Source organism: Dissulfurimicrobium hydrothermale (genome assembly GCF_022026155.1).
GTDB classification, from domain to species: domain Bacteria; phylum Desulfobacterota; class Dissulfuribacteria; order Dissulfuribacterales; family Sh68; genus Dissulfurimicrobium; species Dissulfurimicrobium hydrothermale.
Genome location: NZ_CP085041.1, coordinates 870,502 through 896,918, shown reverse-complemented (window position 1 = coordinate 896,918; position 26,417 = coordinate 870,502). Strand labels below are relative to the sequence as shown.

Below are 26,417 nucleotides of genomic sequence, written 5' to 3'. Positions count from 1 at the left end.
CAAAATTTATTAAAACTCATTGAAATATTATAAAATTTGCATTTCAATTTAATGATATGCAGCACAAAGTCAAGGTAGACCCTCTTAAAAGAACAGGTTGAAATTATATGTCCCTAAAAATAGCGCCCTTTGCCCCTTCAAGCCCACCTGATCCGCAAAAAATCAAGGAAGGACTTGAAATAATCGACATTGAAGGACCTGAACTGATATGGACCAGAGACCCCTTTGGACCAACATCTCGCAGTGGACCGTTCGACTATCTGGCCGAAGACGATGAAGTACAGGCCGCCCGTTTTTCCAAATATATGCAGGATGTCTCAAACGATTTTATCTGGACCATGCGGGGCGGCTATGGGTCGTCGAGATGGATAGATAAGATCGATTGGGGCAGAGTGGCGGGATCTGCGCATCCTTTAATTATAGGCTTCAGCGATATCACATTCCTACATGCCGCACTCAACTCAAGGGGGCTGCGTTCCATCCACGGCCCGCTTATAACCACACTTCCGAAGACAAGCCCGGCGTCAAGGGCTGCGCTCTGGTCCTGTCTTGAAAAAGGCAAGTTCCCGCCACTTCCTGCCAGACCGTTGATAAAAGGAAAAAACCGGCTCGTTTACGGCAGGTTGATAGGCGGGAATCTTACATGCCTTGTCCATACCCTGGCGACCCCTTACGAACCGCCATGGGACGATGCCATCCTGTTTATTGAAGATTATAATGAGGCACCGTACAGGCTTGACCGCATGCTCACCCATCTTGTGGCCTCTGGACGACTCTCAAAGGTATCTGGCATTGCCGTCGGACGCCTCACAAAGGACCAGTCTTCAGATTTCAGCCCTGAACAGCTCCTCAAAGACAGGCTTTCCAGCCTGGATATCCCGGTAATCATAGATATCCCTGCAGGCCACGGCGAAGACAACTTTCCGATGCTTCTCGGGGGTGTATATGAATTGAACGGCGATGTCGGCATACTAGCCCCGGCTTAGGAATATCAGCCGCCGCTGTCCGCCAGGGGAACGGGCTCGCCAAGGAGCCTCGCCAAGGCTGTGATCTTTGCAGTATGTTCAAGGCATTCCATCAGCTCGAAGGCCTTCATCAAACTCGGCCCGCGGGTTATCGCGCCGTGGTGCGCGAGTATCTGGGCTGGCCCCTTGTCAAGGACCCCAGCTACGGCATCGGCAAGCAATTTGCTTCCAGGCGGTGCATACCCTACCACAGGGACTTCACCCAAGAACATCATTCCCTCGACCATGAGGTGAGGGGTAAACTTAAACCCTGCAAGACTCAAGGCCATTGTCCACGGGGCATGGGTATGCACCACGGCCATTGCACCTGAATCCTTTCTATAAATGGCGAGATGAAGCGAGATTTCGGAAGACGGCCTTTGCCCTTGATCCTTACCGGCATCGCCTGCTGGATCACCCTTCTCGTCCACCATGACGAGGTCACTTTCAGACAAAATGCCCTTGTGTGCACCGGTTGGTGTAATCAAGATAAAACCATTTCCAAGTCGGACGCTCACGTTGCCATCCGGCCCAGCAATAAGCCCCTTCTGATAAAGCAGCCTGCAGACAAGCACCATCGACCTGCGAAGGCCGGCCATTTCTATATTGACGCTCAATTTAAAATACCTCGGAATTCATCTTGTTGCGCCCCGATCCCAATGTGCAACTATATAATATAATATTCCTTTTTCTTTGTGACCTCTTTTTTTATGCGGTTAAGGGTCAACGAAAGCGCACTGATCGTATTGTCCCTTATATCACCGGCCACGCCGAGGAGCATGACATCATCGCCCACATTCAAGCGCCCCTCACGTATCTCTGTATCAACAGCGACAACGCCGGGAAGCCGCATTGCATCCCTGATAATCTCATCTAGACGCTTGCGATCGACCTCGATATCCACTGCGCATACAGGACGTCCATCCCTTGAATGGTCCCGTACAACTCCGTTATGGATGAGCACCATGCCAGCCTTGCCACCTGCAGCATCTTTAAGTCTTTTTAAGAATGAGTCTATATTCATAACGTTTCTCCTTACTTTAAAAAATTTTTAAGGAATTTTAATGTTGACATAATGACGATTTAATTATATTTAATGAAATGTCAACTGTGTGACAAATGTCACCTGTTGATCGGGCGTTAATCTTCTTGAAGGCCGCGATCGCTTTAGCTGTTTCCTTTAATGTAGTAGACTAAAAAAGAGAACTAAAAAAACAAAAGGAGGGCAAGAAACGATGAAGAAACTGTTAGTAGGGATCATGGTATTGGTCATGCTGATACCGGCCATGGTATTGGCATCACCTACGCCAGAAGAGCTCATGAAAAAGATCGACGCGCTTAACGCTGAGCTCGCAAAGGTGAAGTCGGAACTGGAAAATGTCCAGACCAAACAGCAAGAAACCAGCCAGACAGTCGAGAAGGTCTCTCAGAAGGTGGGAGGCGGACTGGCCAAGACCAACTTCTCTTTCGACGGAGGCGATTTCAGATTCAGGGTGGATTCAACCAGGGCGCATGTGCCTGGTTACTATGATGAAATGCAGTACATGAGCGCCTTGCAGGCATGGCAGCAGGGCGGCATGAAGGGCCCGATGCCGACTATTAACCAATTTTATCAGAGGAGCTATAGCCCGAAAAATGACGACCTCTACACCACAAGGCTCCGTCTGGACATGAGCGCCAAGGCAACCGAGAACATAATGTTCAAGGGCCGTCTTGCCATGTACAAGATATGGGGCATGGAGACGGCTAATGCAACAGCCGCCCCGTTCTTCGCCTCAAACGGCTATCTCTGGGATCCAAACATTAGCCGCAGGCCAAACGACAACACAGTCAGGGTTGAGATGGCCTATGTGAACTGGACAAATATAGGCGGGTATCCGATATGGTTCTCAGTTGGCCGTAGGCCGACTGTTGACGGGCCTCCGCTCCAGCTCAAGGAAAACTTGCTGCACCGCTATGCAACCCCTACAGCCCTTGGCGTGGACTGGACCTTTGACGGCGCAACCGTTGGCTACGCCTATTCTAATCCATTCCCAGGTAAAATCAGGATCTGCTACGGCCGCGGTTATCAGACAGGATTCCAAGATGTCCCCTATCAGCAGAAGATAGACAATGTCGATCTATACGGTATAAGCTGGGATGTAATCGACGACCCTGATAGAGACATGTTCGCAAACCTCCAGCTCTTCAAGGCCGGAGACATCCCGGATACAATGGAAAACATAAGCACAATGTTCTCCCCAGTTAATGCTTACAATAACTTGGTCATGTTTGGCAAACCGTCGAACAACCTGGGTGATATCTATCATCTGAGCGGTGTATTCATGCACAAACTTCCCGCACAGTTCTTGAATATCGATTACTTCCTGAGCGCTGGCATGAGCTATACTGACCCACGCGGCGTAAGCAGGGAATATATAGGTCTTATCAATCCAGGTGACCCATCACAGGGTATAGGCGGCTACGGACTACTTAACAACCCGGGTGAGGATCAAAAACACTGGGGCTGGGCAGCGTATGTAGGCTTTAGGGTACCTATCGAGCAGCTTCGCAGCAAGCTTGGCGTTGAGTATAACTATGGCTCACGGTACTGGATCAACTTCACTCCTGCATCCGATGACCTTTATCTGTCAAAACTCGCCACCCGTGGTCATGTAGGCGAGATCTACTGGATATGGGATATTCCAGACACACCACTTTCAAAGCTTGGCCGCGCATTCATCAGGGCAGGCTATCAGTATTACTGGATAAACTACACAGGAAGTGGAAACTGGGTGGGTAAACCGATTGATATCGACAACCTGAAGGATCCACAGAATGCCTCTTACATGGGCCAGCCAGGGGTTGACCGCATGGATAACGCCTACCTGACCTTCGAGGTATACTTCTAAAACCATCGAATCAACCAGGAAGATAATATAAAAAAGGGGGAGGCTTCGCCTCCCCTTTTTTATAGAGGGATAAGCTATGCCGATACATGAATTCAGATGCAGAAGTTGCAATTCCGACTTTGAACTGCTACTCATAAGTAAGGTAGAAATAGTAGATGTGCGATGTCCGATGTGCCAAAGCCCTGATGTTCAAAAGGTTTTAAGCGCAGCCAACATATCCGTGGCAGACGGAGGGAATAAAAAGACAAATATGTCAAGATCAATGGCTACGTCTAAGGCATCTACCGGGTGCACTATACAGGAAAGGTCGTGCGGGTCGGGCAGCTGCGCCACATTTGAACTATCGGGTCATAACAGAGAGAAATAGAAAAACAGCCACCTATTTTATCTTTACTTGGGAGTAAGCCTCGTAAGTAAGATCTGAAAAGACTCGTCTTCACCTGAATGGAGTGTAACTTCTTTTATAGCGATATCGTAGCACCCCGAACAGAACCCCAAAAACCCTGCAAGGCTCTTGCGTCTTTTGTCATGGGAAAGATAAATCACGCCATTCGGCGCAAGAAATATCTCAAACACCTTCAGGAGGGGTGCGAAGAACCTTGAGTTAAAGAGTATCTCAGAACCTATTATAATCTCAAACTTACCGAGTGAGCCGTCAGGCTCAAGCCAATCTAGCCTCTTTTGAAACACGCCTTCACAGCCATTGACCGCGGCAGATACCCTTGCAAAATCCAATATCTCATCGTCAAAATCCGTTACCGTAACACAGTGGCCAAAAGCAGCCGCCACAATACCGGCCACACCCACACCGGCCCCGAGCTCAAGGATACGCCTACCAGGGTCCGTCGGCATCCTCGCCATAAAATCCGCAAGCACGACCGCCGCCTCCCATATCTTGACCCAGAAAGGAAAATCGGATACGTCAGCGAAGATGTCTCTCCCCTTGATCAGCGGTTCTATATCGCCTGGATGGAGAAAATTAAAATGCCTGCCCCTTACAGTCAGTGGTTCAAATTCCAATGAATATCTGGAATCCAGACGTTCATAAACCGACTTTACACAAGGAGGTATAAGCTCCGACATCGATCGTTCTGGTTCTGTATTCATGACGTTGCAGCAGCGGCCCTGCGGCACTCTTTCTCGTCATAAAAGACCCGTCCTGTCCCCGCCGGAATCAATCGGCCCATTATGACATTTTCCTTAAGACCCCTCAAATAATCTATCTTGCCGGCAATTGATGCATCGGTAAGGACTTTCGTCGTCTCCTGGAACGAAGCTGCAGATATAAAGCTGTCAGTCGTCAAAGAGGCCCTAGTTATGCCGAGCAACATCGGCTCAGCGGTTGCAGGTTGCCGGCCTTCGGCGATCAACTTCTCGTTTTCCTCTTCAAATCTATAGCGTTCCACCTGTTCGCCGAGCATAAACGTACTGTCGCCCACGCTTGTAATCTTAACCCTGCGCACCATCTGCCTGACTATCACCTCGATATGTTTGTCGTTTATCTTGACACCCTGCAGCCGATAGACCTCTTGGATCTCATTTACCATATAACGGGCCAAGGCCTTTATACCCTTGACCCTCAGGAGATCGTGCGGATTGATTACGCCATCCATTAGTGGTTCGCCTGCACGTATATAGTCACCTTCGTGGGCATTTATATACTTGCCTTTCGGTATCATGTATTCCTTGGGTTCGCCGACTTCAGGGGTAATGATCACACGCCGTTTGCCCTTTAGGTCCTTACCGAAAGACACAACACCGTCTATCTCGGATATAATCGCATATTCCTTCGGCTTTCTCACCTCAAAGAGCTCCGCAACCCTAGGAAGACCTCCTGTAATATCCTTTGTTTTTGTCGTCTCCCTAGGTATCTTTGCAATAATCTCTCCAGCCCTGATCTCGTCACCCTCATTCGCTACAACGATGGCACCAACCGGAAGAAGATAGCGGGCATCTCCCTTGCCGCTTGGCAACTTCAATGTCCTTCCCCGCTCATCCTTAATCGAAATTCGAGGCGTATAGTCGGAAGACCGATGTTGTATAACCACACGACTCGCCCTACCCGTAAGCTGATCCACCTTTTCTTCTATAGTGACCCCATCTATAAGATCCCCGAATTTCACCTTTCCAGACACCTCTACAAGGATTGGGTTTGTAAACGGATCCCACTCAGCCAACTTTTGACCCGGCTCAACAGCCGCCCCATCTTCAACCAATAGCTCTGCCCCGTATATTACTGGATAACGCTCCCTCTCCCTGCCGTCATGTGACATGATCACCAGCTCGCCGTTCCTGTTTAGCACCACCATGCGCCCTGCAGGATTGCGCACCGCGCTAATCCTTTCATAACGCACGACTCCACCCCCTCTTGCCCTGATATCCGCCTGCTCGACCTTGCCACCAGCTGCGCCACCTATATGGAATGTCCTCATGGTAAGCTGTGTACCAGGTTCTCCGATCGACTCTGCGGCTATAATACCTACAGCCTCACCAATAGCTACCATGCGCCCTCTTGCAAGGTCACGCCCGTAACACTTAGCGCACACCCCATAAGGCGACCGACAGGTAAGAACCGACCTGATCTCAACCCTGGAGATCCCGGCGTCTTCTATCTTGACTACAGCATCTTCATCTATCTCCTCATTGGCCTTGACCAATACCTCGCCAGTAACCGGATCCACAATATCCATGAGGGCTACACGACCCAATATGCGTTCTCCGAGACGCTGTATGATCTCACCGCCCTCTATAAGATGCTCCATCTCAATCCCATCAATGGTACCACAATCCTCTTCATATATCGTAGAGTCTTGGGCCACATCAACGAGCCTTCTAGTCAGATAGCCGGAATTGGCTGTCTTCAGCGCCGTATCTGCAAGACCCTTTCTTGCGCCGTGAGTAGAGATAAAATATTCAAGCACGCTCAAACCCTCACGGAAATTGGCCTTTATAGGCGTCTCAATGATCTCGCCGGACGGCTTAGCCATCAACCCACGCATACCGGCAAGCTGCCTTATCTGGTCCTTGCTACCCCTTGCACCTGAATCAGCCATGATGAAAACCGGATTAAAGCTTGGTGATGAAACCACCTCACCATTAGCGTTGCGATGGTACTCAACGGAGATACCTTCCATCATTTCTGAGGCGACCTCGTCAGTAGCCCTTGTCCAGATATCTATAACATTATTATATCTCTCGCTCTCCGTAAGCAGACCTTCCTTGTACTGCCTATCAACTTCTGAAACGGCTTCCTGGGCCTTCTCAAGTATCTCTTCCTTGCGCACAGGCACGGCGAGATTGTTTATGCAAATAGAAATGCCTGCCAATGTAGCGAACCTGTAACCCATATTTTTCAAGGCGTCAGCCAATATGATGGTCTGCTTGGCACCAGCAAGTCTGTAGCTTATATCAATAAGCTTGTTTATATCCTTTTTACGCATTACTTTATTAATATATGAAAATGGCACATATTCAGGGAGGATGTCAGACAATATCACCCTTCCTACGGTGGTCTCTACAAGCTCGTCCCTAATTCTTGCCTTGATCTTCGCCTGCAAGTGCACGATGCTGGCATCCCAGGCCTGAATCACCTCTTCCTTTGAAGCAAATATCTTGCCCTCACCCTTTACGCCTGGCCGTTCCCTGGTCATATAATAGATACCGAGCACAATGTCTTGACTGGCCTGTATAATAGGCTCACCGTGCGCGGGCGAAAGTATGTTGTTGGTGGACATCATAAGTACCCTTGCCTCGGTCTGGGCCTCGACAGACAGAGGCAGATGGACCGCCATCTGGTCGCCGTCAAAGTCTGCATTGTATGCAGTACAGACTAGTGGGTGCAGGTGAATGGCCTTACCCTCGACAAGAATAGGCTCAAACGCCTGAATACCCAGCCTGTGCAATGTAGGTGCCCTGTTCAACATAACGGGATATTCCTTCACCACCTCATCCAAGGCGTCCCAGACCTCTGGAACCTCTTTTTCCACCATCTTCTTCGCACTCTTTATAGTGGTCACAAGGCCCTTTTCTTCAAGTTTATTGTAGATGAAGGGCTTAAAAAGCTCAATCGCCATACGTTTTGGAAGGCCACACTGGTGCAGTCTCAGTTCGGGACCAACGACAATTACTGTGCGGCCCGAATAATCGACACGCTTGCCAAGGAGATTCTGTCTGAAACGTCCCTGTTTCCCCTTCAGCATGTCAGAAAGGGACTTAAGAGGTCTTTTGTTGGGACCAGTCACAACACGCCCTCTGCGTCCATTGTCGAACAGTACATCAACCGCCTCCTGGAGCATCCTCTTCTCGTTACGCACGATGATATCAGGGGCGTCGAGCTCCTGGAGCCTCTTGAGGCGGTTGTTTCTGTTTATGACCCTTCTATATAGATCATTGAGGTCAGATGTAGCAAAGCGTCCACCGTCAAGGGGAACAAGGGGCCTCAAGTCCGGCGGAAGCACAGGGATGACATTAAGTATCATCCATTCAGGTCGGTTGCCCGAGTCTTTAAAGGCCTCTATCACCCTCAAGCGCTTCCCGAGCTTCTTGCGTTTCGCCTCCGACTTGGTCTTGATCATCTCGTCTCTCAGCTCCCTTGAAAGGGAATCGAGATCTATCCTTGCAAGGAGCATCTGGATGGCCTCTGCACCTATACCTACTTCAAACTTGGAGCCGTAAAGATCAAGGTTTTTTGTGTAAAGTTCCTCTGATAATATGGTGCCCACAGCAAGTTCAGGCACTTGGGAAGAGAGCACTATATGGGATTCAAAATACAGGACCCTTTCCAGTTCCTTGAGACTAAGGTCAAGAAGGGCGCCAATCTTGCTCGGAAGGCTCTTTAAAAACCATATATGCGCCACAGGGGCGGCAAGGCTTATGTGGCCCATACGTTCGCGCCTAGCCTTCGCCTGAATGACCTCTACGCCACATTTCTCGCAGATTACACCCCTGTGCTTCATTCGTTTGTACTTGCCACACAGGCACTCATAGTCCTTTATAGGACCGAATATCCTGGCACAGAAAAGGCCATCCCTTTCAGGCTTAAAGGTACGATAATTTATGGTCTCAGGCTGCTTAACCTCACCAAAAGACCTCTCGAGCATCTTTTCGGGTGAGGCTATAGATATCCTGACCGCCTTAAAATTTAAAGGATCTTTCGGTTTTGAAAAAAAAGAAAGGAGATCTTCCATTCGATAAACCCTCTATTCAATAAGTTCCATGTCCATGCAAAGACCTTGGAGTTCTTTAACCAAAACATTAAATGATTCCGGAAGGCCGGCCTCAAGGAAATTGTTACCCTTGACTATCTTTTCATACATCCTTGACCTCCCGGCTACGTCGTCAGACTTGACTGTAAGGAACTCCTGGAGGGCATGTGCTGCACCATAGGCCTCAAGGGCCCAGACCTCCATCTCACCCAAGCGCTGACCACCGAACTGGGCCTTACCTCCGAGCGGCTGCTGCGTGACCAATGAATAAGGACCTGTTGAACGGGCATGTATCTTATCATCAACAAGATGATGAAGCTTGAGCATATACATAACCCCTACTGTTACAGGTTCGGCTATCGGCTCACCCGTCTGTCCATTATAAAGTGTAACTTGACCCAATTCGGATTGTCCTGAATCAACAAGCAAACCCCTGATGACCGACTCATCGGCACCATCAAAGACAGGCGTTGCCATCGGGATCCCATGCTCAAGTCCCATTGCAAACTGTCTAAGACTATCGTCATCCATCTTGTCAAGCATGGCCTCCAATTCGCCATCTCCTTTAAAGATGTCACCAAGCCTTGCCTTGACCCTTTTTATGTCATTTTCCCTTGCAAGACGTGCCACCTGCTCACCCAAATTCTTGGCCGCCCAGCCAAGATGTATCTCCATAATCTGTCCAACATTCATTCGCGATGGCACGCCGAGTGGATTCAAGATAATATCAACCGGCGTCCCGTCTTCAAAATACGGCATATCCTCAATCGGTACGATCTTCGACACGATGCCCTTGTTTCCATGCCGTCCGGCCATCTTGTCGCCTACCTGGAGCTTGCGCTTCATGGCCACATAGACCTTTACCATCTTGATGACACCTGGCGGTAGCTCGTCACCCTTTTTGAGACGCTCGATTTTGCCTTCAAAATGCCTTCTTATACGCTCATCTTCTTTATTATACCAAGCCAAGATATCGGCCACTGCAGGATCAAGCCTCTTCTGGCCCTCAAGAATCAATTCCTGGAAACGATAGATAGGCGTCCTTCTCACGGCCTCGGCGTTCATCTCTTTGCCGGCCTCAAGGAGGACATTACCCCTGCTGTCTTTTATGGAAACAGCCGGCCTCTTCCCGGCAAGTTGTCTTACCAACTTCTCTATGGCGACATGCTGTATTATACTGAGCTCATCCGCCTGGTCTTTCTGGATGCTGGCTATCTCAACATCTTCAATGGCCTGGGCCCTTGCATCTTTTTCTACGCCCTTTCTACAAAATACCTTGGCGTCTATTACCACACCTTCTATGCCAGGCGGCACCCTCAAGGACGTATCCTTGACGTCGCCCGCCTTTTCACCAAAAACGGCCCTTAAAAGTTTTTCCTCAGGCGACAGCAATGTCTCACCCTTGGGCGTTACCTTTCCTACAAGGATATCGCCAGCCTTGACCTCGGCACCTATGCGGACAATCCCGCTCTCGTCGAGATTTTTCAGCGCCTCTTCCCCGACATTCGGTATATCCTTTGTTATCTCCTCCTTACCGAGCTTGGTGTCTCTGGCCTCTACGCTGAATTCCTCAATATGGATAGACGTATAGACGTCTTCTTTGACGATCCGTTCATTTATAATGATCGCGTCTTCAAAATTGTAACCTAGCCAGGGCATAAACGCCACAACTACATTCTTGCCAAGCGCAAGCTCGCCCCTATGCGTTGAAGGCCCATCCACAAGCACCTGACCCCTTCTGATCCTTTGTCCTGGGTGAACTAAGGGTTTCTGATTCAATACGGTGGTCTGATTTGACTTCTGAAACTTCTTGAGCTTATGTATCTCGACCTCAATAGGCCTACCCTCCGCCTCATCTCCTTCATAGACAACGACGAGTCTGGTCGAGTCGACATAATCCACCCACCCGTCCCGTTTCGCTATAATCGCAACGCCCGAATCCTTGGCTACGGTGGCCTCCATTCCTGTCCCGACCAGCGGGGCCTCTGACACAAGGAGAGGAACGGCTTGGCGCTGCATATTGGAACCCATAAGCGCTCTGTTTGCATCATCATTCTCAAGAAAAGGTATCAAGGCGGCTGATACGCTCACTAACTGATTCGGCGCCACATCTATGGCAGTTATTTCATCTGCGGGCACCATTAAGAACTCGCCTTTGATCCTCGCACCAACCTGATCATCAACAATCCTCCCGTTCGCATCGAGCTCAATCGTCGCCTGGGCTATAGTCTCATGGTCCTCCTCGGACGCGGTCATATAGACCACTTCACCGGTAACCCTCCTGTCCTTGACTATGCGATAAGGCGTCTCTATAAAGCCATAATCGTTTACACGAGCAAATGTGCTAAGAGATACTATAAGGCCTATATTGGGCCCTTCAGGGGTTTCAATAGGACATATACGTCCATAGTGGGTTGGATGCACATCCCGCACTTCGAATCCTGCTCTCTCCCTTGAAAGTCCACCCGGGCCCAAGGCTGAGAGCCTCCGCTTATGAGTAACCTCTGAAAGGGGATTTGTCTGGTCCATAAATTGAGAAAGCTGACTGGAGCCGAAAAATTCCTTCATAACAGAATTTACAGGCTTTGGATTGACAAGATCATTAGGCATAAGGGTTTCCACCTCTTGGAGGGTCATCCGTTCTTTTATTGCCCTCTCCATCCTGACCAACCCAATCCTGTACTGGTTTTCTATCAATTCACCGATAGACCTCACTCTCCTATTGCCAAGATGATCTATGTCATCAACAGGCCCTCTCTCGTCTTTCAACCTAACAAGCTCCTTGATTGTATTAAGGATGTCTTCTGGTGTAAGGGTTTTTACATTGAGTGGTATATCGGTTTTAAATCTCTGATTTATTTTGTACCTGCCGACCTCGGAGAGATCATATGTATCAGGATTGAAGAAAAGGGATTGAAAGAATTTTTCAGCGACATTTATTATGAGTGGGCTACTTGGGCGGAGCCTGCGATATATTTCAATAATGGCCTCTTCTCGATTCCGGGTCTTGTCAAGCAACAATGTGTCACGTATGGATGAACTGACCTTTACACCATCGATAAAAAGGGTTGATACCTGAGATATCCCCTTTTCCCTCAATAGATTAAGATCTTCGGCCTTGATCTCCGTATTGCTGCCCAAAAGCACCTCACCGGTTAAGGGATCTACAACATCCTCCGCGACGATCTTTCCAATAAGTTCCTGTTCATCGACAGGGATGCGCGTCACACCGAGATCCTCAAGCTTTTTAAGTACTGTTTTTGAAAACTTCAGGTCCTTTCTTACTAAGACATCGCCGGTCTGCGGATGCAAGACATCCATACTCGCCTTTTGCGCCTGCATCGTCTTTGGATTCACTTTGCGATAAATGAGTTGACCCTCTATCAGATAGTTATCTTTGTCATAAAAACTACCTAAAATATCTTCATACCCAAGGGCCTTAAGCAGTACGGTCACAGGGAATTTACGCTTACGATCTATCCTGACGTATAAGATGTCCTTGACATCGAATTCAAAATCAATCCATGACCCACGTACAGGGATGATCCTTGCCGAATAGAGGAGCTTCCCGCTGGCGTGTACCTTGCCGCCGTCATGATCAAAAAAGATGCCCGGGGACCTTTGGAGTTGACTCACGACCACCCTTTCTGTACCGTTGATAATAAATGTGCCGGTGTCGGTCATGAGTGGTATGGTCCCGAAATATATCTCCTGTTCTTTTATATCACGTATACTCTGGACCCCGCTTTCCTTGTCTATATCATATGACAAGAGCCTGACCACTATCTTGACCGGTGCCTCATAAGTCGCCCCGCGCGACATACACTCTTCAACCGTATACTTGGGATCGCCGATTGAATACTGGACAAATTCAAGGGAAAAGGTGCCAGTAAAATCAGTTATAGGGAAGACACTTTTGAATGCAGCCTTGAGTCCTGCATCCTCCTTGACATCAAACTCACTGTCCCTCTGCAAAAATCTTTCGTAAGAACGTTTTTGCAATTCGATCAAGTATGGATAATCTATGACCTTTTTGACACGGCCAAATCTTTTTCTCACAGGTAATAATTGCAATTGATTCATAGGATGCCGCCTCAGATTGGCTTTAAAAAATTGAAAATTTAATTAAAAATTAAATTCTTCAGAAAACTATTTTTTATTGAATTCTCAAAAACTGAACAGCCGAAATGAATTTAACCCGGTCCGTGGGCGCACCTAACCCTCCAGACCGGGCGTCTTAATATATGACAATGCCGTATTTATGAAACGCTTCAAGATCAAGAGATTACTTAATCTCAACCTTTGCGCCTGTCTTCTCTATAATCTCCTTGATCTTGGCAGCCTCCTCCTTGGAAACACCCTCTTTGATGGGCTTCGGAGCACCCTCAACTAAATCCTTAGCCTCTTTTAAGCCAAGGCCGGTGACGGCCCTAACCTCTTTGATAACCTGAATCTTCTGGCTGCCCACATCGGTAAGTATGACACTAAATTCGGTCTGTTCCTCAGCCTGGGCCGCTCCTTCAGCAGACGCAGAGCCGGCCCCAGGGGCAGCGGCCACCGCCACAGGGGCGGCGGCGCTTACGCCGAATTTTTCTTCAAGTTCCTTTATGAGCTCAGATAGCTCTAGTACCGTCATATTGGAAATGAAATCAATTACATCAGCTTTTGTAATAGACATTGCAAATCTCCTTCTTAAATTTTAAAAAATCTCCAAAGCTTGATAATTATGATGTCATGCCTTCTTTTCGGCAATCGCCTTTAAGGCATAAAGCAGTTTCCTCGGCACCCCGGCCAATACATTTACAAAGGCGGTCGGAGTGGCAACCAACGCAGAAAGCAATTGGGCCAAAAGAAACTCACGGCTCGGCATAGCCGACAAGGCAGCAACACCGGCTGCATCAATCAATTTGCCAGAAAGTACGCCGCCTTTTATCTGAAGGGCCTCATTTGCCTTAGTGAAATTTACAAGAACCTTAGCCATAGCTACAGGGTCGCCATATGAGATGGCCACAGCCTTTGGTCCCTCAAAGAGGTCTTTGATGACCTCGGCTTGCGTCCCTTCAACCGCTTTTTTATATATGGTATTTTTAGAAACCCTGAACTCGGCGTCTATCTCTCTAAGGGTCTTACGCAAACTATCAGAATCGGACACCTTGAGCCCAGAATAATCAACCATCACCAATGCGGTTGATCTGGCAAACTTACCATGCATACTCTCAAGCATGGCCTCTTTTTGTTTACGCTTCAAAGCCAAATTTATCACCCCCTTCTACCCACAGGCAGTTTTTATACTGCCAAAGGCAGAGGCTGCACCTGTCTCGGTAGGTGGGACAACCAAAAATCCCATTAAACACTTAGGCGTACCTACTGTCTTTGACCTGTAAAAATTAATAATCAAAATAATATATTATTAGTTCAATCTGGTAGTTGCGGAATCTACCTTTATGCCTGGCCCCATTGTTGAAGAAAGCGATATGCCTTTAATATAAACGCCCTTTGCTGTCGATGGTTTTAGACGATTCAGGGTATCCAAAAAGGCCATAAAATTTTCTCTGATCTTTTCCTGCCCGAAAGACACCCTCCCCAATGGGACATGGACGACACCAGCCTTGTCGACCCTGAAATCAACCTTACCTGACTTGATCTCCTTCACAGCCCTTGCTACATCAAATGTGACAGTGCCTGTCTTTGCATTCGGCATCAATCCCCTTGGACCAAGTATCCTGGCCACCTTTCCGACCATGCCCATCACGTCCGGCGTCGCAATAACACGATCGAAATCAAGCCAGCCTTCCTGTATCTTTGCAATCAGCTCCTCACTGCCTACAAAATCGGCTCCTTCCTCTTCAGCCTCTTTGAGTTTTTCGCCCTTTGAGATGACCAAAACTCGAGGAGTACGACCTGTTCCATGTGGGAGCACCACGGAACCGCGAATGTTTTGATCAGCCTTTTTAGGGTCTACGCCTAAAATCACAGCAGCATCTACACTTTCGTCAAACTTGGCGTAATGTGTCTCAAGAACCAACCTTACGGCATCTTCCAGCGGATACCTCTTAACTCTGTCGACCTTGTCTCTGGATAAACGATATTTTTTGCCGTGCTGAGCCATTGAATTTCTCCTTTAATCAACTATATCTATCCCCATATTACGGGCCGTACCTGCAATGGTCCTGATTGCAGCATCAATGGTTGCTGCCGTAAGATCGGGCATCTTAAGCCTAGCTATCTCTTCAACCTGTTTTTTAGTGACAGTCCCCACTTTATCTCGGTTCGGAACACCGGAACCCTTCTCTATCTTTGCCGCCTTTTTGAGCAAGACAGACGCAGGCGGGGTCTTGAGTACAAAACTAAAAGACCTGTCCGAATAAACCGTTATAACCACGGGTATAATCATGCCTGCCTGATCCTGCGTCTTTGCATTAAAAGCCTTCACAAATTCCATAATATTGACGCCATGTTGTCCCAGGGCAGGACCAACAGGAGGCGATGGGTTGGCTTGACCTGCAGGTAGCTGCAATTTTATATATGCGGATATCTTTTTTGCCATTTCCTTCTCCTTTAAACGCCGCCCCTACATAACCTTTTGGACGTGCGCGAATTCCAATTCAACAGGGGTTGACCTGCCGAATATAGAGACCAAAACTCTGACCTTGCCCTTTTCAGGCTTGACCTCTTCAACAACACCATGAAAATTGGCAAAGGGACCCTCAATTACAGTCACACTATCACCTTTTTCAAAACTATATTTAGGCACCGGCTTCTGCGCCCGTTCCTCCATCTGATGTATAATCTTTTCAGCCTCTTCATCCGAAAGCGGCACAGGGTGATCATGCCCTCCTACAAATCCGGTAACCTTCGGGGTCTCTTGAACCAAATGCCATGTCTCATTGTTAAATTCCATTCTTACAAGGACATAGCCTGGATAAATCTTTCTAGATGATGTCTTACGATCCCCCTTGATAATCTCTATCACATTTTCTGTAGGGATGACAACGCTCGAGAAATATCCTTCAAGGCCATGCTGCTTTATCCTCTCTTCAAGGGCTTCTTTTACTTTAGTCTCAAAGCCGGAGTATGTATGTATTATATACCATCTTTGCGCCATAATTTTTAATTCAGCCGCAAACAAGGCCTGACATCTTTTTCTTTAGAATCAGCCATTCCTTCCACGACTGCCTCAATCAACTAGCCCTTTATAAGAAATCTTACAAGTTTAGATAATATTAGATCGACTACGCCAAGATATGCCGCAAAAAAGATCGATATAGCCAAAACGGCCATAGCCATAGAAACGGTCTCCTTTTTATTTGACCAATTAACCTTGTCAAACTCGGTCTTCACATCTCTCAAGAAAAACCTGGCCTTTGGAATCCATCCCTTGATCTCGCCCATCCGATCACCTGCAAGGCCTGTCTTTATATCTAATGAATCAACATCTTCGGCTTTTATGTTTTTTACCTTATTAGCCACTATAAACCCCCTTGCCCATCGACGGAGCAAACAACCCACGGTGCCCTTGCCCCTGGCAGGCCAGGAGGGATTCGAACCCCCAACAGCCGGATTTGGAGTCCGGTGCTCTACCGTTAGAGCTACTGGCCTGTCGATACAACAAATCAGCAGCAAATCGACACCAATTATTTAGTTTCTTTATGGAGAGTATGTCTCTTATCAAAACGACAATATTTTTTAAGTTGTAATTTATCCGGGGTCGTCTTTTTATTTTTAGTGGTTGTATAGTTACGGCGCTTACATTCAGTACAGGCCAAGGTAATTATCTCTCGCACATCCAACCTCCTATTCTATAATCTTACTCACCACACCTGCGCCTACGGTACGGCCCCCTTCACGGATGGCGAACCTGAGGCCTTCTTCCATGGCTATGGGCTGTATCATATCAACCTCTATGGAGACATTATCCCCAGGCATGACCATCTCAACCCCTGCAGGAAGCGTAACTATTCCGGTGACGTCCGTGGTCCTGAAATAGAACTGGGGACGGTAACCCGAGAAGAACGGGGTATGTCTGCCGCCCTCTTCCTTGCTCAGGACATAGACCTCCGCCTTGAACTTCTTGTGAGGGGTGATGCTGCCCGGCTTTGCAACCACCTGGCCGCGCTCCACCTCGTCCCTCTTGGTACCTCTCAACAGTACACCTATGTTGTCTCCGGCCCGGCCTTCGTCAAGTATCTTCCTGAACATCTCAAGGCCTGTACATACAGTCTTTTGTGTGGGGCGTATACCTACAAGCTCCACCTCGTCACCCACCTTTATCACACCGCGCTCCACCCTGCCGGTGACCACAGTGCCGCGGCCGCTTATACTGAAGACATCCTCGACAGGCATCAGGAAGGGCTTGTCTATGTCGCGTTTGGGCTCTGGTATGTAGTTGTCTATTGCATCCATAAGGTCCAAGATGCACTTGGTCTTTTCAGGATCAGTTGGGTTGTTGAGGGCCTCAAGGGCGCTACCCCTTATTATAGGCACCTCATCGCCCGGGAACTCGTACTTGGTAAGGAGCTCCCTTAACTCGAGCTCTACGAGCTCCAGGAGCTCCGGATCGTCCACCATATCACACTTATTCAGAAACACCACCATGGCCGGCACGCCTACCTGACGGGCAAGGAGTATGTGCTCCCTGGTCTGGGGCATCGGGCCGTCATCAGCGCCTACCACCAATATGGCGCCATCCATCTGTGCGGCACCGGTTATCATATTCTTTATATAGTCGGCATGGCCAGGGCAGTCCACATGGGCATAGTGGCGCTTGTCGGTCTCGTATTCTACATGGGCGGTGGCTATGGTTATGCCACGTTCACGCTCCTCAGGGGCCTTGTCTATCTGGTCGAACGGAACGAACTCAGCCTTGCCCTTCTCGGCCAGCACCCTTGTTATAGCTGCAGTCAGCGTCGTCTTGCCATGATCGATATGGCCTATCGTGCCTACGTTAACATGCGGTTTTGTACGCTCAAACTTCTTCTTGCTCATGACTCTATTTCCACTCCTGAAATAAAAATTATGTATTAACCTCGCATATAATCCAGATGCTGGAGCCCACGACCGGGATTGAACCGGTGACCTCTTCCTTACCAAGGAAGTGCTCTACCAACTGAGCTACATGGGCACTGGCCCGCTTAACAACTGGAGCGGGAAACGGGACTCGAACCCGCAACCCTCAGCTTGGAAGGCTGATGCTCTAGCCATTGAGCTATTCCCGCCTTCATAATCATCCCAATCTCTTATGATCATGGTGGAGAGGGGAGGATTCGAACCTCCGAAGGCGTCGCCAGCAGATTTACAGTCTGCCCCCTTTGGCCACTCGGGTACCTCTCCTAAATGAAATGGAGCTGGCGATGGGACTCGAACCCGCAACCTGCTGATTACAAATCAGCTGCTCTACCATTGAGCTACGCCAGCCGTCCCTGACTTAAAAAGGGTATAATAGCGTGCTCTTTGAAAAAAGCAAGTCTTTCCACTCTCAGCACAGCAATATCTGTAAAGCAGATTACATGATTATATCGAGATCTCTAAAGTCCATGTCTTGCCTTTCTTCCTTTGTCTTTACATACTGGATCTGGATCCAACGAAATAACGCAGGTCTCCCCACTGCTCCATAAATGATCGGACCTGGACGCCTGGCTTAAATAGCAGAGGGTACTAATAAAGTAATTAAAAGCGGCGAAGATAGACCATATCTTACGCCGCTTTTAATGCATTGCCAAATTGGCTAATAAATAAGTTAATGGGCCTCTTCAACTGCTATAGGTTTCTCAAGGCCAAATCCAGCCTTCCCAGCCTTTACGTCATCCGCCCACATTTTAAAGATATAAGCTGTCGTCCTATATACAAGATGCCCAAACTTTGTATATGGGAGCGACAGGAATAGTACGGCAACGCAGGCAAGGTGAAAGACATATATCGGATATGCTATCTGTGCCACATTGATGAGCCTAAATACTTCTGATGCTATACCAGTAGCACCGACCGCAAATATCAACCATATAAGTATCCAGTCCTGAGATGAACTTTTGAGCACCTTTTCTTCTGTCTTTTTATCGCGCATAGTCTTGATAAGCCAGATACCACTTATCATCAAGATCGCCCCAAAGTTGGCTAGTAACTTAACGGGGTGATAAAGAGGCATCGGGGTTACAGGGCCGATTAGATGTAAGGCGTTATGCAGCAGGTCTTCTGCTATAAATACAAAGTTCGTAACCAAAAACAGGATTATAAAGGCCCAGAGTAGCCACAAATGACCCCTTGCCCTTTCGACGGTCTGGCCGCATTTTTTGAAACGGGCATGGCTTAATATCTCAAGGATGGCTGGCCAGGTATACCTCCCAATAAGCACACCGAACGGTGGGACAGGCACTGAACCGGTATAAGATGTTGGCAGACCGGCCCCTTTGCTTATATCTAACCAGAAATTAGTAACGCCATTATAGCAAACAAAAAGCACAAAAGCTGCTATAGATAAGAATATCGCATCAATGGGGATTACACTCAGGAACTTGTGGTACACCACGTCTCCCTCAGGGAACGGAAAGCCTTCACCTGTAACCTGCGACCATGCGGCAGCCACTACCAAAACCAGCACTGCAGCAGCAATTATTGCGCCTATGACGCCTCCAGGGCTGCTAAGCATATCTGCAAGGGCCTTTGGTTTAGCATAATAGCGAATAGCGCTGGCACGGACTGCCCCGAGCACATCCCCTGGCCTGGCATCCCTAGGACAATAAACAGTGCAATCCGCACATTGATGGCACAGCCATACATCCACATCACCTGCGACCTTGTCGGCCAAGCCCCATTGTGTCCAAAGCATTTCCTTGCGAGGGAACGGACTCTCAGGGGTGGACAGCGGACATACCACTGAACAAGTAGCGCATTGGTAACATGACTTTACCGTATCCCCGCCCGAATCTATAACGTTTCTTACAAAAGACAGATCGGGCTGTACCTTCGTATACTCAGCCATTACCTTACCTCCTGCTCCTAGAAACCTTTAAATGGATTTGGTCCCATTGATACAATCTCTTCGACAAATTCATCGATCACCTTTGGCACGGCGTCATATTCGTCGATGGCGACCTGCGCCAATTTAACACGTTCGGGTTCCATGCCAAGGGACTTTAACGTCTCGGCTACGTTTTCCATCCGACGATTTGCAAGTTCACTGCCCTTTACAAAATGACACTGATAGTCATCACCAAACTTACAACCAAGAAGCAAGGCACCGTCTATGCCGCTCGACATCGCATCTTTGATCCATGCAACATTGACGGATCCAAGGCATCTGACCGGGATGATTCTAGGCAGGGGCGACCAGGTCAAACCCTTTGCCGCCGCCATATCAAGGCACGGATAGGCGTCATTCTCGCAGGCGAAAATTACCATGCGCAACTTTTCTTCATCGTCATCAGGGACTTCAATCGACTTGATCATCGATCCGACGACATCGATATTGTAATCCTTGAAACCTATTATACGCTCAGGGCATGCACCCATACATGTGCCACAACGTCTACATCTGGTTGGATTTGGTTTCGGCGTACCTTTTTCGTCATCATCAAGGGCACCGAAAGGACACTCCTCCGTACAGCGCTTGCATTGCGTACATCTTTGGAAATAAAAATCAGGATAATCAAAATCCCAAGTACGCGGATGTACCGCATGACCATCTTCGGCCGCCTTCACCGCCTGAATGGCCTTCAAGGCAGCGCCTGCTGCATCTTCCATCGACTCTTCGATTGTCATTGAACGGCGCACAGGCCCTGCTGCATAAATACCAGTCCGCCTCGTCTCATATGGAAAACATATGAAATTTGAATCACAGTATCCGCCGAAGAGTTCGAGATCCCTAAAGGCAGGACCCTGGCGATAGGCAAGATTGATAACCGCCTCATCTTTTGTGGTTGGAATCATGCCTGTTGCCAAGACGACCATATCCACATCAACCGAGATATTTCCGCCAATCAATGTATTCTCAACATTGACAGTAAGGCCGCCTTCACCATTGTCTTTTACCTCGGTCACAGAGCCCTTAGTTAAAAATATGCCTGGGTCATTCTGGAGACCCTTGTAAAAATACTCATACTGTCCAGGGGTGCGCATATGCTGATAAAATACATAGGCACGGCCATCCTGAGGCTGATCCTCGCGAAGATATTTAGCCTGCTTAAGGGCCACCATACTGGTCACAGCCGATGCATAAGGAAAGTCAGCATCGTCGTTATTGCCACCCGGACTTTGGATAAATGCAATAGTCTTTACCTCTTTACCATCTGATGGGCGGATTATCTTGCCTGCCTTTGCGATCTGTTCAAGCTGGTGATTTGTAATGACATTTGGATGCCCCCATGATAAATGCGGATAATCACCTTCCGCTGGTATATAAGGCTTCCAACCAGAGGCAAGGACAACGGCACCAAATATCTCGGCATTCGGGTCCTGCTGCATGTAATCATTGCGACCCTCGTTTTTGGCGGCATATATCTTCTTTTGATCTTCGGCCGAGAGCTCTTTACCGTTGGCATCCAACTTTTCTTCAGGGGTAAGCGGCACAGGGGCATCCCATTCGCTCTTGGCACCAGCAGCCTTAAAACTCACCCTGTACTGGCCTGGGGCATTTCCTATACGGGCAACCTCTGTGCTAGTCTTTACCTGTATCTTGTTGTTAGCCTTGACCTTTGCGACCATATCCTGGACTATTGGAGCGACAAGCTCGGAATAGTTTGGACCAAGAGGGATCTGCTTTCTAAGCCTTGCAGCATATCCACCAAGCTCGGCCTCCCTCTCAACAATTGTAACTTCATAGCCGGCTTCAGCCGCCTCGATGGCTGCAGTCATGCCCGTTACGCCGCCACCGATCACCAATATCCGCCTGCTGGGATTCTCAAGCTTGTCAGGAGTCGGTAGCTGGGCCTTGGTCAGCCTCGTAACAGACATGCGGATATAATCCTCGGCCAGTTCCTGTATATGCTCCTTTTTGGCATCTGCCTTCTCGTCGTCAGGGGCTATCTTGTGACTCCAGACGACCAGCTCCCTGAGACTTGCCTTTTCAAGCAATACCCCAGGGAAATCAAATGCCTTATACTCATATCTTGGCGATATGCCAGCCAGTACCACGGCATTTATGCCTTCATCTTTAATGTCTTTTTCAACCATCGCCACGCCGTCCGGCGAATAAAGATCCGCATGCGTACGGACTATCGGCACATTGAGCTCGCCCGATGCCAATTTCACAAGCCTTTCCACATCAATGGCATCGGCAATACCATCCCCTGTATATATGTAAAGTCCAATCTTATTTGCCATTAGCCTGCCCTCCTGACCAGCGTCTGTATAGCCTTTAATGCCGCCGCAGTCGCGCTCTGCGCTGAAGAAACCACATCGATCGGCCTTTTTGCGCACCCGCAAGGTATAATCCCATCTTTTGACACAACAAAACCGTCGGCATCATATTCAATGCCCGGGATCGGATCAAAGGCGCCCGTAGGCTGCATTCCAGTCGCCAGCACTGCAAGCTCAACCTCTTGCTCGATCTTGCCACCACCGATCGTATCCTCAGCGACGAGTATAATATTCCCTGGCGATGAACCTTCTTTTACCTCGGCCACCTTACCTTTGATAAAATGTATCTTTTTATCTTCCTTTACCTTTTTATAAAATTTTTCATATTTCATGCCCGGAGAACGTATATCTATATAAAATATATAGATCTCGGTATCTGGTGACTGCTCCCTGAGATAGAGGGCCTGTTTCAAGGTTGCCATACAACAGATATAAGAACAGTAAGGCAGGTGATCCTTGTCACGGGAGCCAGCGCACTGCACGAAACCAACACTTTTTGGCTCTGCCTTGTCAGATGGACGTTGTATCCTGCCCCCTGTAGGTCCAGATGGAGAAGCCATCCTCTCAATCATCATATTGGTGACGATATTTGGATACTTGCCAAAACACAACCTGTCCATTCTAGTAGCGTCGTATGGCTTCCAACCAGTAGCTACTATTATGGCCCCTACATTCAATGTCACCATCTCAGACTTCTGCTCAAGGTCTACATGGCCCGGTGGCATCGCCTCTTTAATCTTCTTTGCCTCATCGGACCCGACAATCGATGAATCTACTACGCACTGATTTGGAAATGCCATCGGATGCGGCATATAGATTGGCTTATGCCTATCCATGCCGAAATTGAATTCATTGGGCAGCTCAGTTGTCGCAACCGCCTCCCCTGGCTTGCAGTTATTGCACTGCGGTGCGGTGTAGCGCGGATTTATGTTGATTTCAACCTTAAAATCCCCAGGGCCGCCTGAAATCGAACGCACATCAGCTTGTGTGTAAAAGATGATCCTTGGATTGGTTTTAACCCGCCTGAAATTGATCTCAAGACCGCATGTTGGTGGACATAACTTCGGGAAATACTTGTTAAGCTGAGCCACTCTCCCGCCTAGATAACTCTCCTTTTCTACCAAATAGACATCATAGCCCATTTCAGCGGCCTCAACGGCGGCTGTCAGCCCACTAAAGCCACCGCCTACCACGAGTATGCTTCCACTCATCTGCCCGCTCCTTTTTAATTTTCTTTAATTGGCACTGCCGACATCGCCAGCCAGTGATCCGCGTTCTGCCTGGGGAAAACCAGCCAATACGCCGAGCACGGATTGACGCCGAAACACAAGGAAAAAATACCAGGCGCCGGTTCAGACCAGCGCCTGGATGTTTAATCTAATCAATAGATCTCTCAATTACAAGCACAAAAAGATCCATTCTTAATCAGCTATAATCTTGTGAAGCTTTTTCTTGAAGGTCTTCCACTCCCCGGTCTCGGGATTGTACTGGGAGTTGACGAAGCACTTCCACCCGCCCTGATCCATGTCAGTGTCGCTGACGTTGTTATAGTCACCGCGATAGTAGAAACCGGGATAACGGCTCTCCTCACGGAACTGGATATGGCGGAGATGATCCTCGACGCACCATATACGATGGAGATTCTCCCACGCGCGAAGCAGCTCATGCAGACCGCCTGCGGCCATTTTGTCAGAGTCCTCACGGAGCATCTGGAGGTGATGCATGGCGATCTCAAGGAGCTTGCCGTTTGTCATGTAGTATGGTGACCAACCACCGCCATACTCGTCTGTGTACTTCATCAAGCGCTCCATCATGTGACGGGGCTTGATGTAGTTGGGGTTTACCATTTCGTGCGTGGTCTTCTGATAGTTCTCGTAGTAGACCTTCACAGGCCTATATATCTCGGCCTTCAGCTCTTCAGCGGTCTGTTTGAGGGTGGGCTTGAAGCCTGCATTGTCACGGATATACTTGGCCATGGCCTTGGCCGCGATACGACCTTCTGCATGAGAACCTGATGAGAACTTGTGACCGGATGCACCTACGCCGTCACCTGCAGTAAAGAGACCGTTGACTGTAGTCATACGGTTATAGCCCCACTTGTAATCAGCCGGGACCCAGTCTTCATCTGGACCGGACACCCAGATACCGCAGCAGCCTGAGTGTGAACCAAGCATGTAAGGCTCAGTGGGCATGATCTCGGAACCGACCTTCTCGGGCTCTATATTCATAGACGCCCAGAGACCGGCCTGGCCGACTGACATGTCAAGGAAGTCCTCCCATGCCTCGCTCTCCAGCTCTTTCCAGTACTTCTTGAGCTCCTTTTCGTCCATGCCGGACGCCTTCTTCTCCTCGAGGAAGGCCTTAAGGGCGGCCGCTGTGTCCATAAAGATGGGGCCACGGCCCTCTTTCATCTCAAAGAGCATGAGGTGGTTACGCAGACAGGTCGGCGTGACAGCAGCCTGACCATATGGAGAATATTTGGCTAGCTCGGCCTTGGCGGCGTCGCTCTTTATATAGTGTTCACCTTTGCCGTTGGTGACAGTAGCCTTAAAGAGCAAGAACCACGCACCAACCGGGCCGTAGCCATCTTTGAAGCGGGATGGGGTGAAACGGTTTTCCATCATGGTCATCTCGGCGCCGACCTGCATGCACATGGTGTAGGTGGAACCGGCATTCCATACGGGATACCAGGCGCGACCCTTGCCTTCGTCTGTGGTGCGCGGGCGAAAGATGTTGACCGCACCGCCGCAGGCCACCAACATCGCCTTGGCCTTAAAGACATGAACCTTGTTTTCACGGACGCTGAAGCCAACCGCACCGGCGATGGTGTTGGGCTTGTTGGCATCCAGCAACAACTTGACGATGAAGATACGTTCGAACAGATCATAACCCATTTCAGCAAGGGCCGCCTTTGCCGCCTCGGCCACTATGCACTTATATGACTCGCCGTTGATCATGATCTGCCACTTGCCGGTACGGACAGGCTCACCACCCTCGACCAGCTTCTTGCCCTCAGAACCCTTCTTCTTCCAGACGGGGAGACCCCACTCCTCAAAGAGGTGAACGGAATCATCCACGTGACGGCCCAAATCGAAGATCAAATCCTCACGCACAACACCCATCAAGTCATTTCTTACCATACGAACATAATCGGAAGGTGTGTTCTCCCCGATATATGTATTGATGGCTGAAAGACCCTGCGCAACTGCACCGGAACGCTCCAACGCCGCCTTGTCAACCAAGGCCACCTTGGAACCTTTTGGCATCCATTTGCCTATCTCGTAAGCCGCACCACAAGCAGCCATACCACCACCGACAATAAGGGCATCATATTCATGCTCAACAACCGGGACCTTGGATAGATCCGGCTCAGCCAGGAGTTCCCAATTTGGTTTATTAGGTAACGCCATATCTTCCTCCTTATAAAAAATAATTTTGTTTTTTAATAAAAACTAATCAAGCGGACGACCTACTTGTAGTCAGCTGGCGTGGCAAGTTTCTTGCCTGCTTCGGTAAACAGAAGACCATCGTCGAGATTGCCGCCCTCAGGCTTTCCTGCATAGGGCTTGATCGAACCCTCTGCGGTCGTCCTGATCGGGAACTTAAAGCGCTTCATATTGCCGTTGCGGAACTTGACCGTCCACATGATGGAATCGGTACCGCGCATGGGCTGAACATAACCACCCATCGGGGCTATGTCGGCATAGTGACGCACTTCGATGGCGCCCTGGGGGCAGATCTTGACACAAGAATAGCACTCCCAACACTGATCCGGCTCCTGGTTGTAGGCCCTCATGGCATCCGGGTTCAAGACCATGAGGTCATTGGGGCAGATGTACATACATGCTGTCTTGTCCCCGCCCTTGCAACCATCACACTTTTCCGGGTTGACAAAGCTTGGCATAACATTACCTCCTGACTTTTATTTTTTAATTTTTCTTAACCAAAATTTTTATAAGGAAGGGGTC

At 48.8% G+C, this 26,417-nt stretch carries 21 protein-coding genes and 5 tRNA genes; 3 read left to right on the top strand and 23 right to left on the bottom strand.

Annotated elements, in window-relative coordinates; all coding sequences use genetic code 11:
* The first annotated feature begins 107 nt into the window (after positions 1-107).
* A complete protein-coding gene (locus tag LGS26_RS04350; protein WP_237889550.1) occupies positions 108-986 on the top strand; it encodes a S66 peptidase family protein in 879 nt (292 codons plus the stop codon).
* Between the two features lie 5 nt (positions 987-991).
* Here the strand turns inward: LGS26_RS04350 and LGS26_RS04345 are convergent, their stop codons facing one another.
* Positions 992-1,621 carry a class II aldolase/adducin family protein gene (locus tag LGS26_RS04345; protein ID WP_237889548.1) on the bottom strand — a complete coding sequence of 210 codons (630 nt, stop codon included), beginning with the start codon at positions 1,619-1,621 and terminating at the stop codon, positions 992-994.
* 50 nt (positions 1,622-1,671) lie between these two features.
* On the bottom strand, positions 1,672-2,028 hold the full coding sequence (locus LGS26_RS04340; RefSeq protein ID WP_237889547.1) for a molybdenum cofactor biosynthesis protein MoaE: 357 nt from the start codon (positions 2,026-2,028) through the stop codon (positions 1,672-1,674).
* Positions 2,029-2,239: 211 nt separating this feature from the next.
* Between LGS26_RS04340 and LGS26_RS04335 the strand changes: the two genes are divergently transcribed.
* Together LGS26_RS04335 and LGS26_RS09780 are read left to right on the top strand one after the other, a co-directional pair.
* Positions 2,240-3,895 carry a DUF3373 family protein gene (locus LGS26_RS04335; protein WP_237889544.1) on the top strand — a complete coding sequence of 552 codons (1,656 nt, stop codon included), beginning with the start codon at positions 2,240-2,242 and terminating at the stop codon, positions 3,893-3,895.
* Between the two features lie 76 nt (positions 3,896-3,971).
* Positions 3,972-4,262 (top strand): FmdB family zinc ribbon protein, encoded by a 291-nt coding sequence (locus LGS26_RS09780; protein ID WP_407932039.1) that lies wholly within the window; start codon positions 3,972-3,974, stop codon positions 4,260-4,262.
* A 23-nt stretch (positions 4,263-4,285) separates the two neighbouring features.
* Here the strand turns inward: LGS26_RS09780 and LGS26_RS04330 are convergent, their stop codons facing one another.
* The 21 genes from LGS26_RS04330 to aprB all read right to left on the bottom strand — a co-directional run bounded on the left by LGS26_RS04330 (position 4,286) and on the right by aprB (position 26,353).
* Positions 4,286-5,002: a class I SAM-dependent methyltransferase gene (locus LGS26_RS04330; RefSeq protein ID WP_237889543.1), complete on the bottom strand. Its 717-nt coding sequence runs from the start codon at positions 5,000-5,002 to the stop codon at positions 4,286-4,288.
* Positions 4,999-9,081 carry a DNA-directed RNA polymerase subunit beta' gene (gene rpoC / locus LGS26_RS04325; RefSeq protein WP_237889541.1) on the bottom strand — a complete coding sequence of 1,361 codons (4,083 nt, stop codon included), beginning with the start codon at positions 9,079-9,081 and terminating at the stop codon, positions 4,999-5,001. The genes LGS26_RS04330 and rpoC overlap by 4 nt, the downstream gene beginning before the upstream one ends.
* 12 nt (positions 9,082-9,093) lie before the next feature.
* The gene (rpoB, locus tag LGS26_RS04320) at positions 9,094-13,182 is read right to left on the bottom strand and encodes a DNA-directed RNA polymerase subunit beta (protein ID WP_237889539.1); all 4,089 of its coding nucleotides are present in this window, start codon (positions 13,180-13,182) and stop codon (positions 9,094-9,096) included.
* Between the two features lie 202 nt (positions 13,183-13,384).
* Positions 13,385-13,777 (bottom strand): 50S ribosomal protein L7/L12, encoded by a 393-nt coding sequence (gene rplL, locus LGS26_RS04315; protein ID WP_237889537.1) that lies wholly within the window; start codon positions 13,775-13,777, stop codon positions 13,385-13,387.
* A gap of 54 nt (positions 13,778-13,831) precedes the next feature.
* On the bottom strand, positions 13,832-14,347 hold the full coding sequence (gene rplJ / locus LGS26_RS04310) for a 50S ribosomal protein L10 (RefSeq protein ID WP_237889535.1): 516 nt from the start codon (positions 14,345-14,347) through the stop codon (positions 13,832-13,834).
* A 162-nt stretch (positions 14,348-14,509) separates the two neighbouring features.
* Positions 14,510-15,208, bottom strand: coding sequence for a 50S ribosomal protein L1 (gene rplA / locus LGS26_RS04305; protein ID WP_237889534.1), 699 nt, complete (start codon positions 15,206-15,208; stop codon positions 14,510-14,512).
* 12 nt (positions 15,209-15,220) lie between these two features.
* Positions 15,221-15,646 carry a 50S ribosomal protein L11 gene (gene rplK, locus LGS26_RS04300; RefSeq protein ID WP_237889532.1) on the bottom strand — a complete coding sequence of 142 codons (426 nt, stop codon included), beginning with the start codon at positions 15,644-15,646 and terminating at the stop codon, positions 15,221-15,223.
* Positions 15,647-15,670: 24 nt separating this feature from the next.
* On the bottom strand, positions 15,671-16,204 hold the full coding sequence (gene nusG, locus LGS26_RS04295; protein WP_237889530.1) for a transcription termination/antitermination protein NusG: 534 nt from the start codon (positions 16,202-16,204) through the stop codon (positions 15,671-15,673).
* An 80-nt stretch (positions 16,205-16,284) separates the two neighbouring features.
* Positions 16,285-16,569: a preprotein translocase subunit SecE gene (secE, locus tag LGS26_RS04290; RefSeq protein WP_237889522.1), complete on the bottom strand. Its 285-nt coding sequence runs from the start codon at positions 16,567-16,569 to the stop codon at positions 16,285-16,287.
* Positions 16,570-16,622: 53 nt separating this feature from the next.
* Positions 16,623-16,698 (bottom strand) — tRNA-Trp (locus tag LGS26_RS04285).
* 35 nt (positions 16,699-16,733) lie between these two features.
* Complete coding sequence (rpmG, locus tag LGS26_RS04280; protein ID WP_237889520.1) at positions 16,734-16,883, bottom strand: 50S ribosomal protein L33; 150 nt, start codon at positions 16,881-16,883, stop codon at positions 16,734-16,736.
* Positions 16,884-16,893: 10 nt separating this feature from the next.
* Entirely contained in the window at positions 16,894-18,084 is a 1,191-nt protein-coding gene (gene tuf / locus LGS26_RS04275; RefSeq protein ID WP_237889265.1) for an elongation factor Tu, read from the bottom strand.
* 60 nt (positions 18,085-18,144) lie between these two features.
* Positions 18,145-18,220, bottom strand: a tRNA-Thr gene (locus LGS26_RS04270).
* 18 nt (positions 18,221-18,238) lie between these two features.
* A tRNA-Gly gene (locus LGS26_RS04265) sits at positions 18,239-18,314 on the bottom strand.
* Positions 18,315-18,344: 30 nt separating this feature from the next.
* Positions 18,345-18,429 (bottom strand) — tRNA-Tyr (locus LGS26_RS04260).
* 9 nt (positions 18,430-18,438) lie between these two features.
* Positions 18,439-18,513 (bottom strand) — tRNA-Thr (locus LGS26_RS04255).
* A gap of 322 nt (positions 18,514-18,835) precedes the next feature.
* Positions 18,836-20,074: a quinone-interacting membrane-bound oxidoreductase complex subunit QmoC gene (gene qmoC / locus LGS26_RS04250; protein WP_237889518.1), complete on the bottom strand. Its 1,239-nt coding sequence runs from the start codon at positions 20,072-20,074 to the stop codon at positions 18,836-18,838.
* 17 nt (positions 20,075-20,091) lie between these two features.
* Complete coding sequence (locus LGS26_RS04245) at positions 20,092-22,413, bottom strand: FAD-dependent oxidoreductase (RefSeq protein ID WP_237889516.1); 2,322 nt, start codon at positions 22,411-22,413, stop codon at positions 20,092-20,094.
* The gene (locus LGS26_RS04240; protein WP_237889510.1) at positions 22,413-23,660 is read right to left on the bottom strand and encodes a CoB--CoM heterodisulfide reductase iron-sulfur subunit A family protein; all 1,248 of its coding nucleotides are present in this window, start codon (positions 23,658-23,660) and stop codon (positions 22,413-22,415) included. The genes LGS26_RS04245 and LGS26_RS04240 overlap by 1 nt, the downstream gene beginning before the upstream one ends.
* A 210-nt stretch (positions 23,661-23,870) precedes the next feature.
* Positions 23,871-25,859 carry an adenylyl-sulfate reductase subunit alpha gene (gene aprA, locus LGS26_RS04235; protein WP_237889508.1) on the bottom strand — a complete coding sequence of 663 codons (1,989 nt, stop codon included), beginning with the start codon at positions 25,857-25,859 and terminating at the stop codon, positions 23,871-23,873.
* Positions 25,860-25,918: 59 nt separating this feature from the next.
* Positions 25,919-26,353 carry an adenylyl-sulfate reductase subunit beta gene (aprB, locus tag LGS26_RS04230; protein WP_237889500.1) on the bottom strand — a complete coding sequence of 145 codons (435 nt, stop codon included), beginning with the start codon at positions 26,351-26,353 and terminating at the stop codon, positions 25,919-25,921.
* Positions 26,354-26,417: the final 64 nt, after the last annotated feature.

Coding starts and splice junctions, on each gene's coding strand:
- LGS26_RS04350 (WP_237889550.1), top strand. CDS start 108: ATGTCCCTAAAAATAGCGCCCTTTGCCCCTTCAAGCCCACCTGATCCG.
- LGS26_RS04340 (WP_237889547.1), bottom strand. CDS start 2,028: ATGAATATAGACTCATTCTTAAAAAGACTTAAAGATGCTGCAGGTGGC.
- LGS26_RS04335 (WP_237889544.1), top strand. CDS start 2,240: ATGAAGAAACTGTTAGTAGGGATCATGGTATTGGTCATGCTGATACCG.
- LGS26_RS09780 (WP_407932039.1), top strand. CDS start 3,972: ATGCCGATACATGAATTCAGATGCAGAAGTTGCAATTCCGACTTTGAA.
- LGS26_RS04330 (WP_237889543.1), bottom strand. CDS start 5,002: ATGAATACAGAACCAGAACGATCGATGTCGGAGCTTATACCTCCTTGT.
- rpoC (WP_237889541.1), bottom strand. CDS start 9,081: ATGGAAGATCTCCTTTCTTTTTTTTCAAAACCGAAAGATCCTTTAAAT.
- rpoB (WP_237889539.1), bottom strand. CDS start 13,182: ATGAATCAATTGCAATTATTACCTGTGAGAAAAAGATTTGGCCGTGTC.
- rplL (WP_237889537.1), bottom strand. CDS start 13,777: ATGTCTATTACAAAAGCTGATGTAATTGATTTCATTTCCAATATGACG.
- rplA (WP_237889534.1), bottom strand. CDS start 15,208: ATGGCTCAGCACGGCAAAAAATATCGTTTATCCAGAGACAAGGTCGAC.
- rplK (WP_237889532.1), bottom strand. CDS start 15,646: ATGGCAAAAAAGATATCCGCATATATAAAATTGCAGCTACCTGCAGGT.
- nusG (WP_237889530.1), bottom strand. CDS start 16,204: ATGGCGCAAAGATGGTATATAATACATACATACTCCGGCTTTGAGACT.
- tuf (WP_237889265.1), bottom strand. CDS start 18,084: ATGAGCAAGAAGAAGTTTGAGCGTACAAAACCGCATGTTAACGTAGGC.
- qmoC (WP_237889518.1), bottom strand. CDS start 20,074: ATGGCTGAGTATACGAAGGTACAGCCCGATCTGTCTTTTGTAAGAAAC.
- LGS26_RS04245 (WP_237889516.1), bottom strand. CDS start 22,413: ATGGCAAATAAGATTGGACTTTACATATATACAGGGGATGGTATTGCC.
- LGS26_RS04240 (WP_237889510.1), bottom strand. CDS start 23,660: ATGAGTGGAAGCATACTCGTGGTAGGCGGTGGCTTTAGTGGGCTGACA.
- aprA (WP_237889508.1), bottom strand. CDS start 25,859: ATGGCGTTACCTAATAAACCAAATTGGGAACTCCTGGCTGAGCCGGAT.
- aprB (WP_237889500.1), bottom strand. CDS start 26,353: ATGCCAAGCTTTGTCAACCCGGAAAAGTGTGATGGTTGCAAGGGCGGG.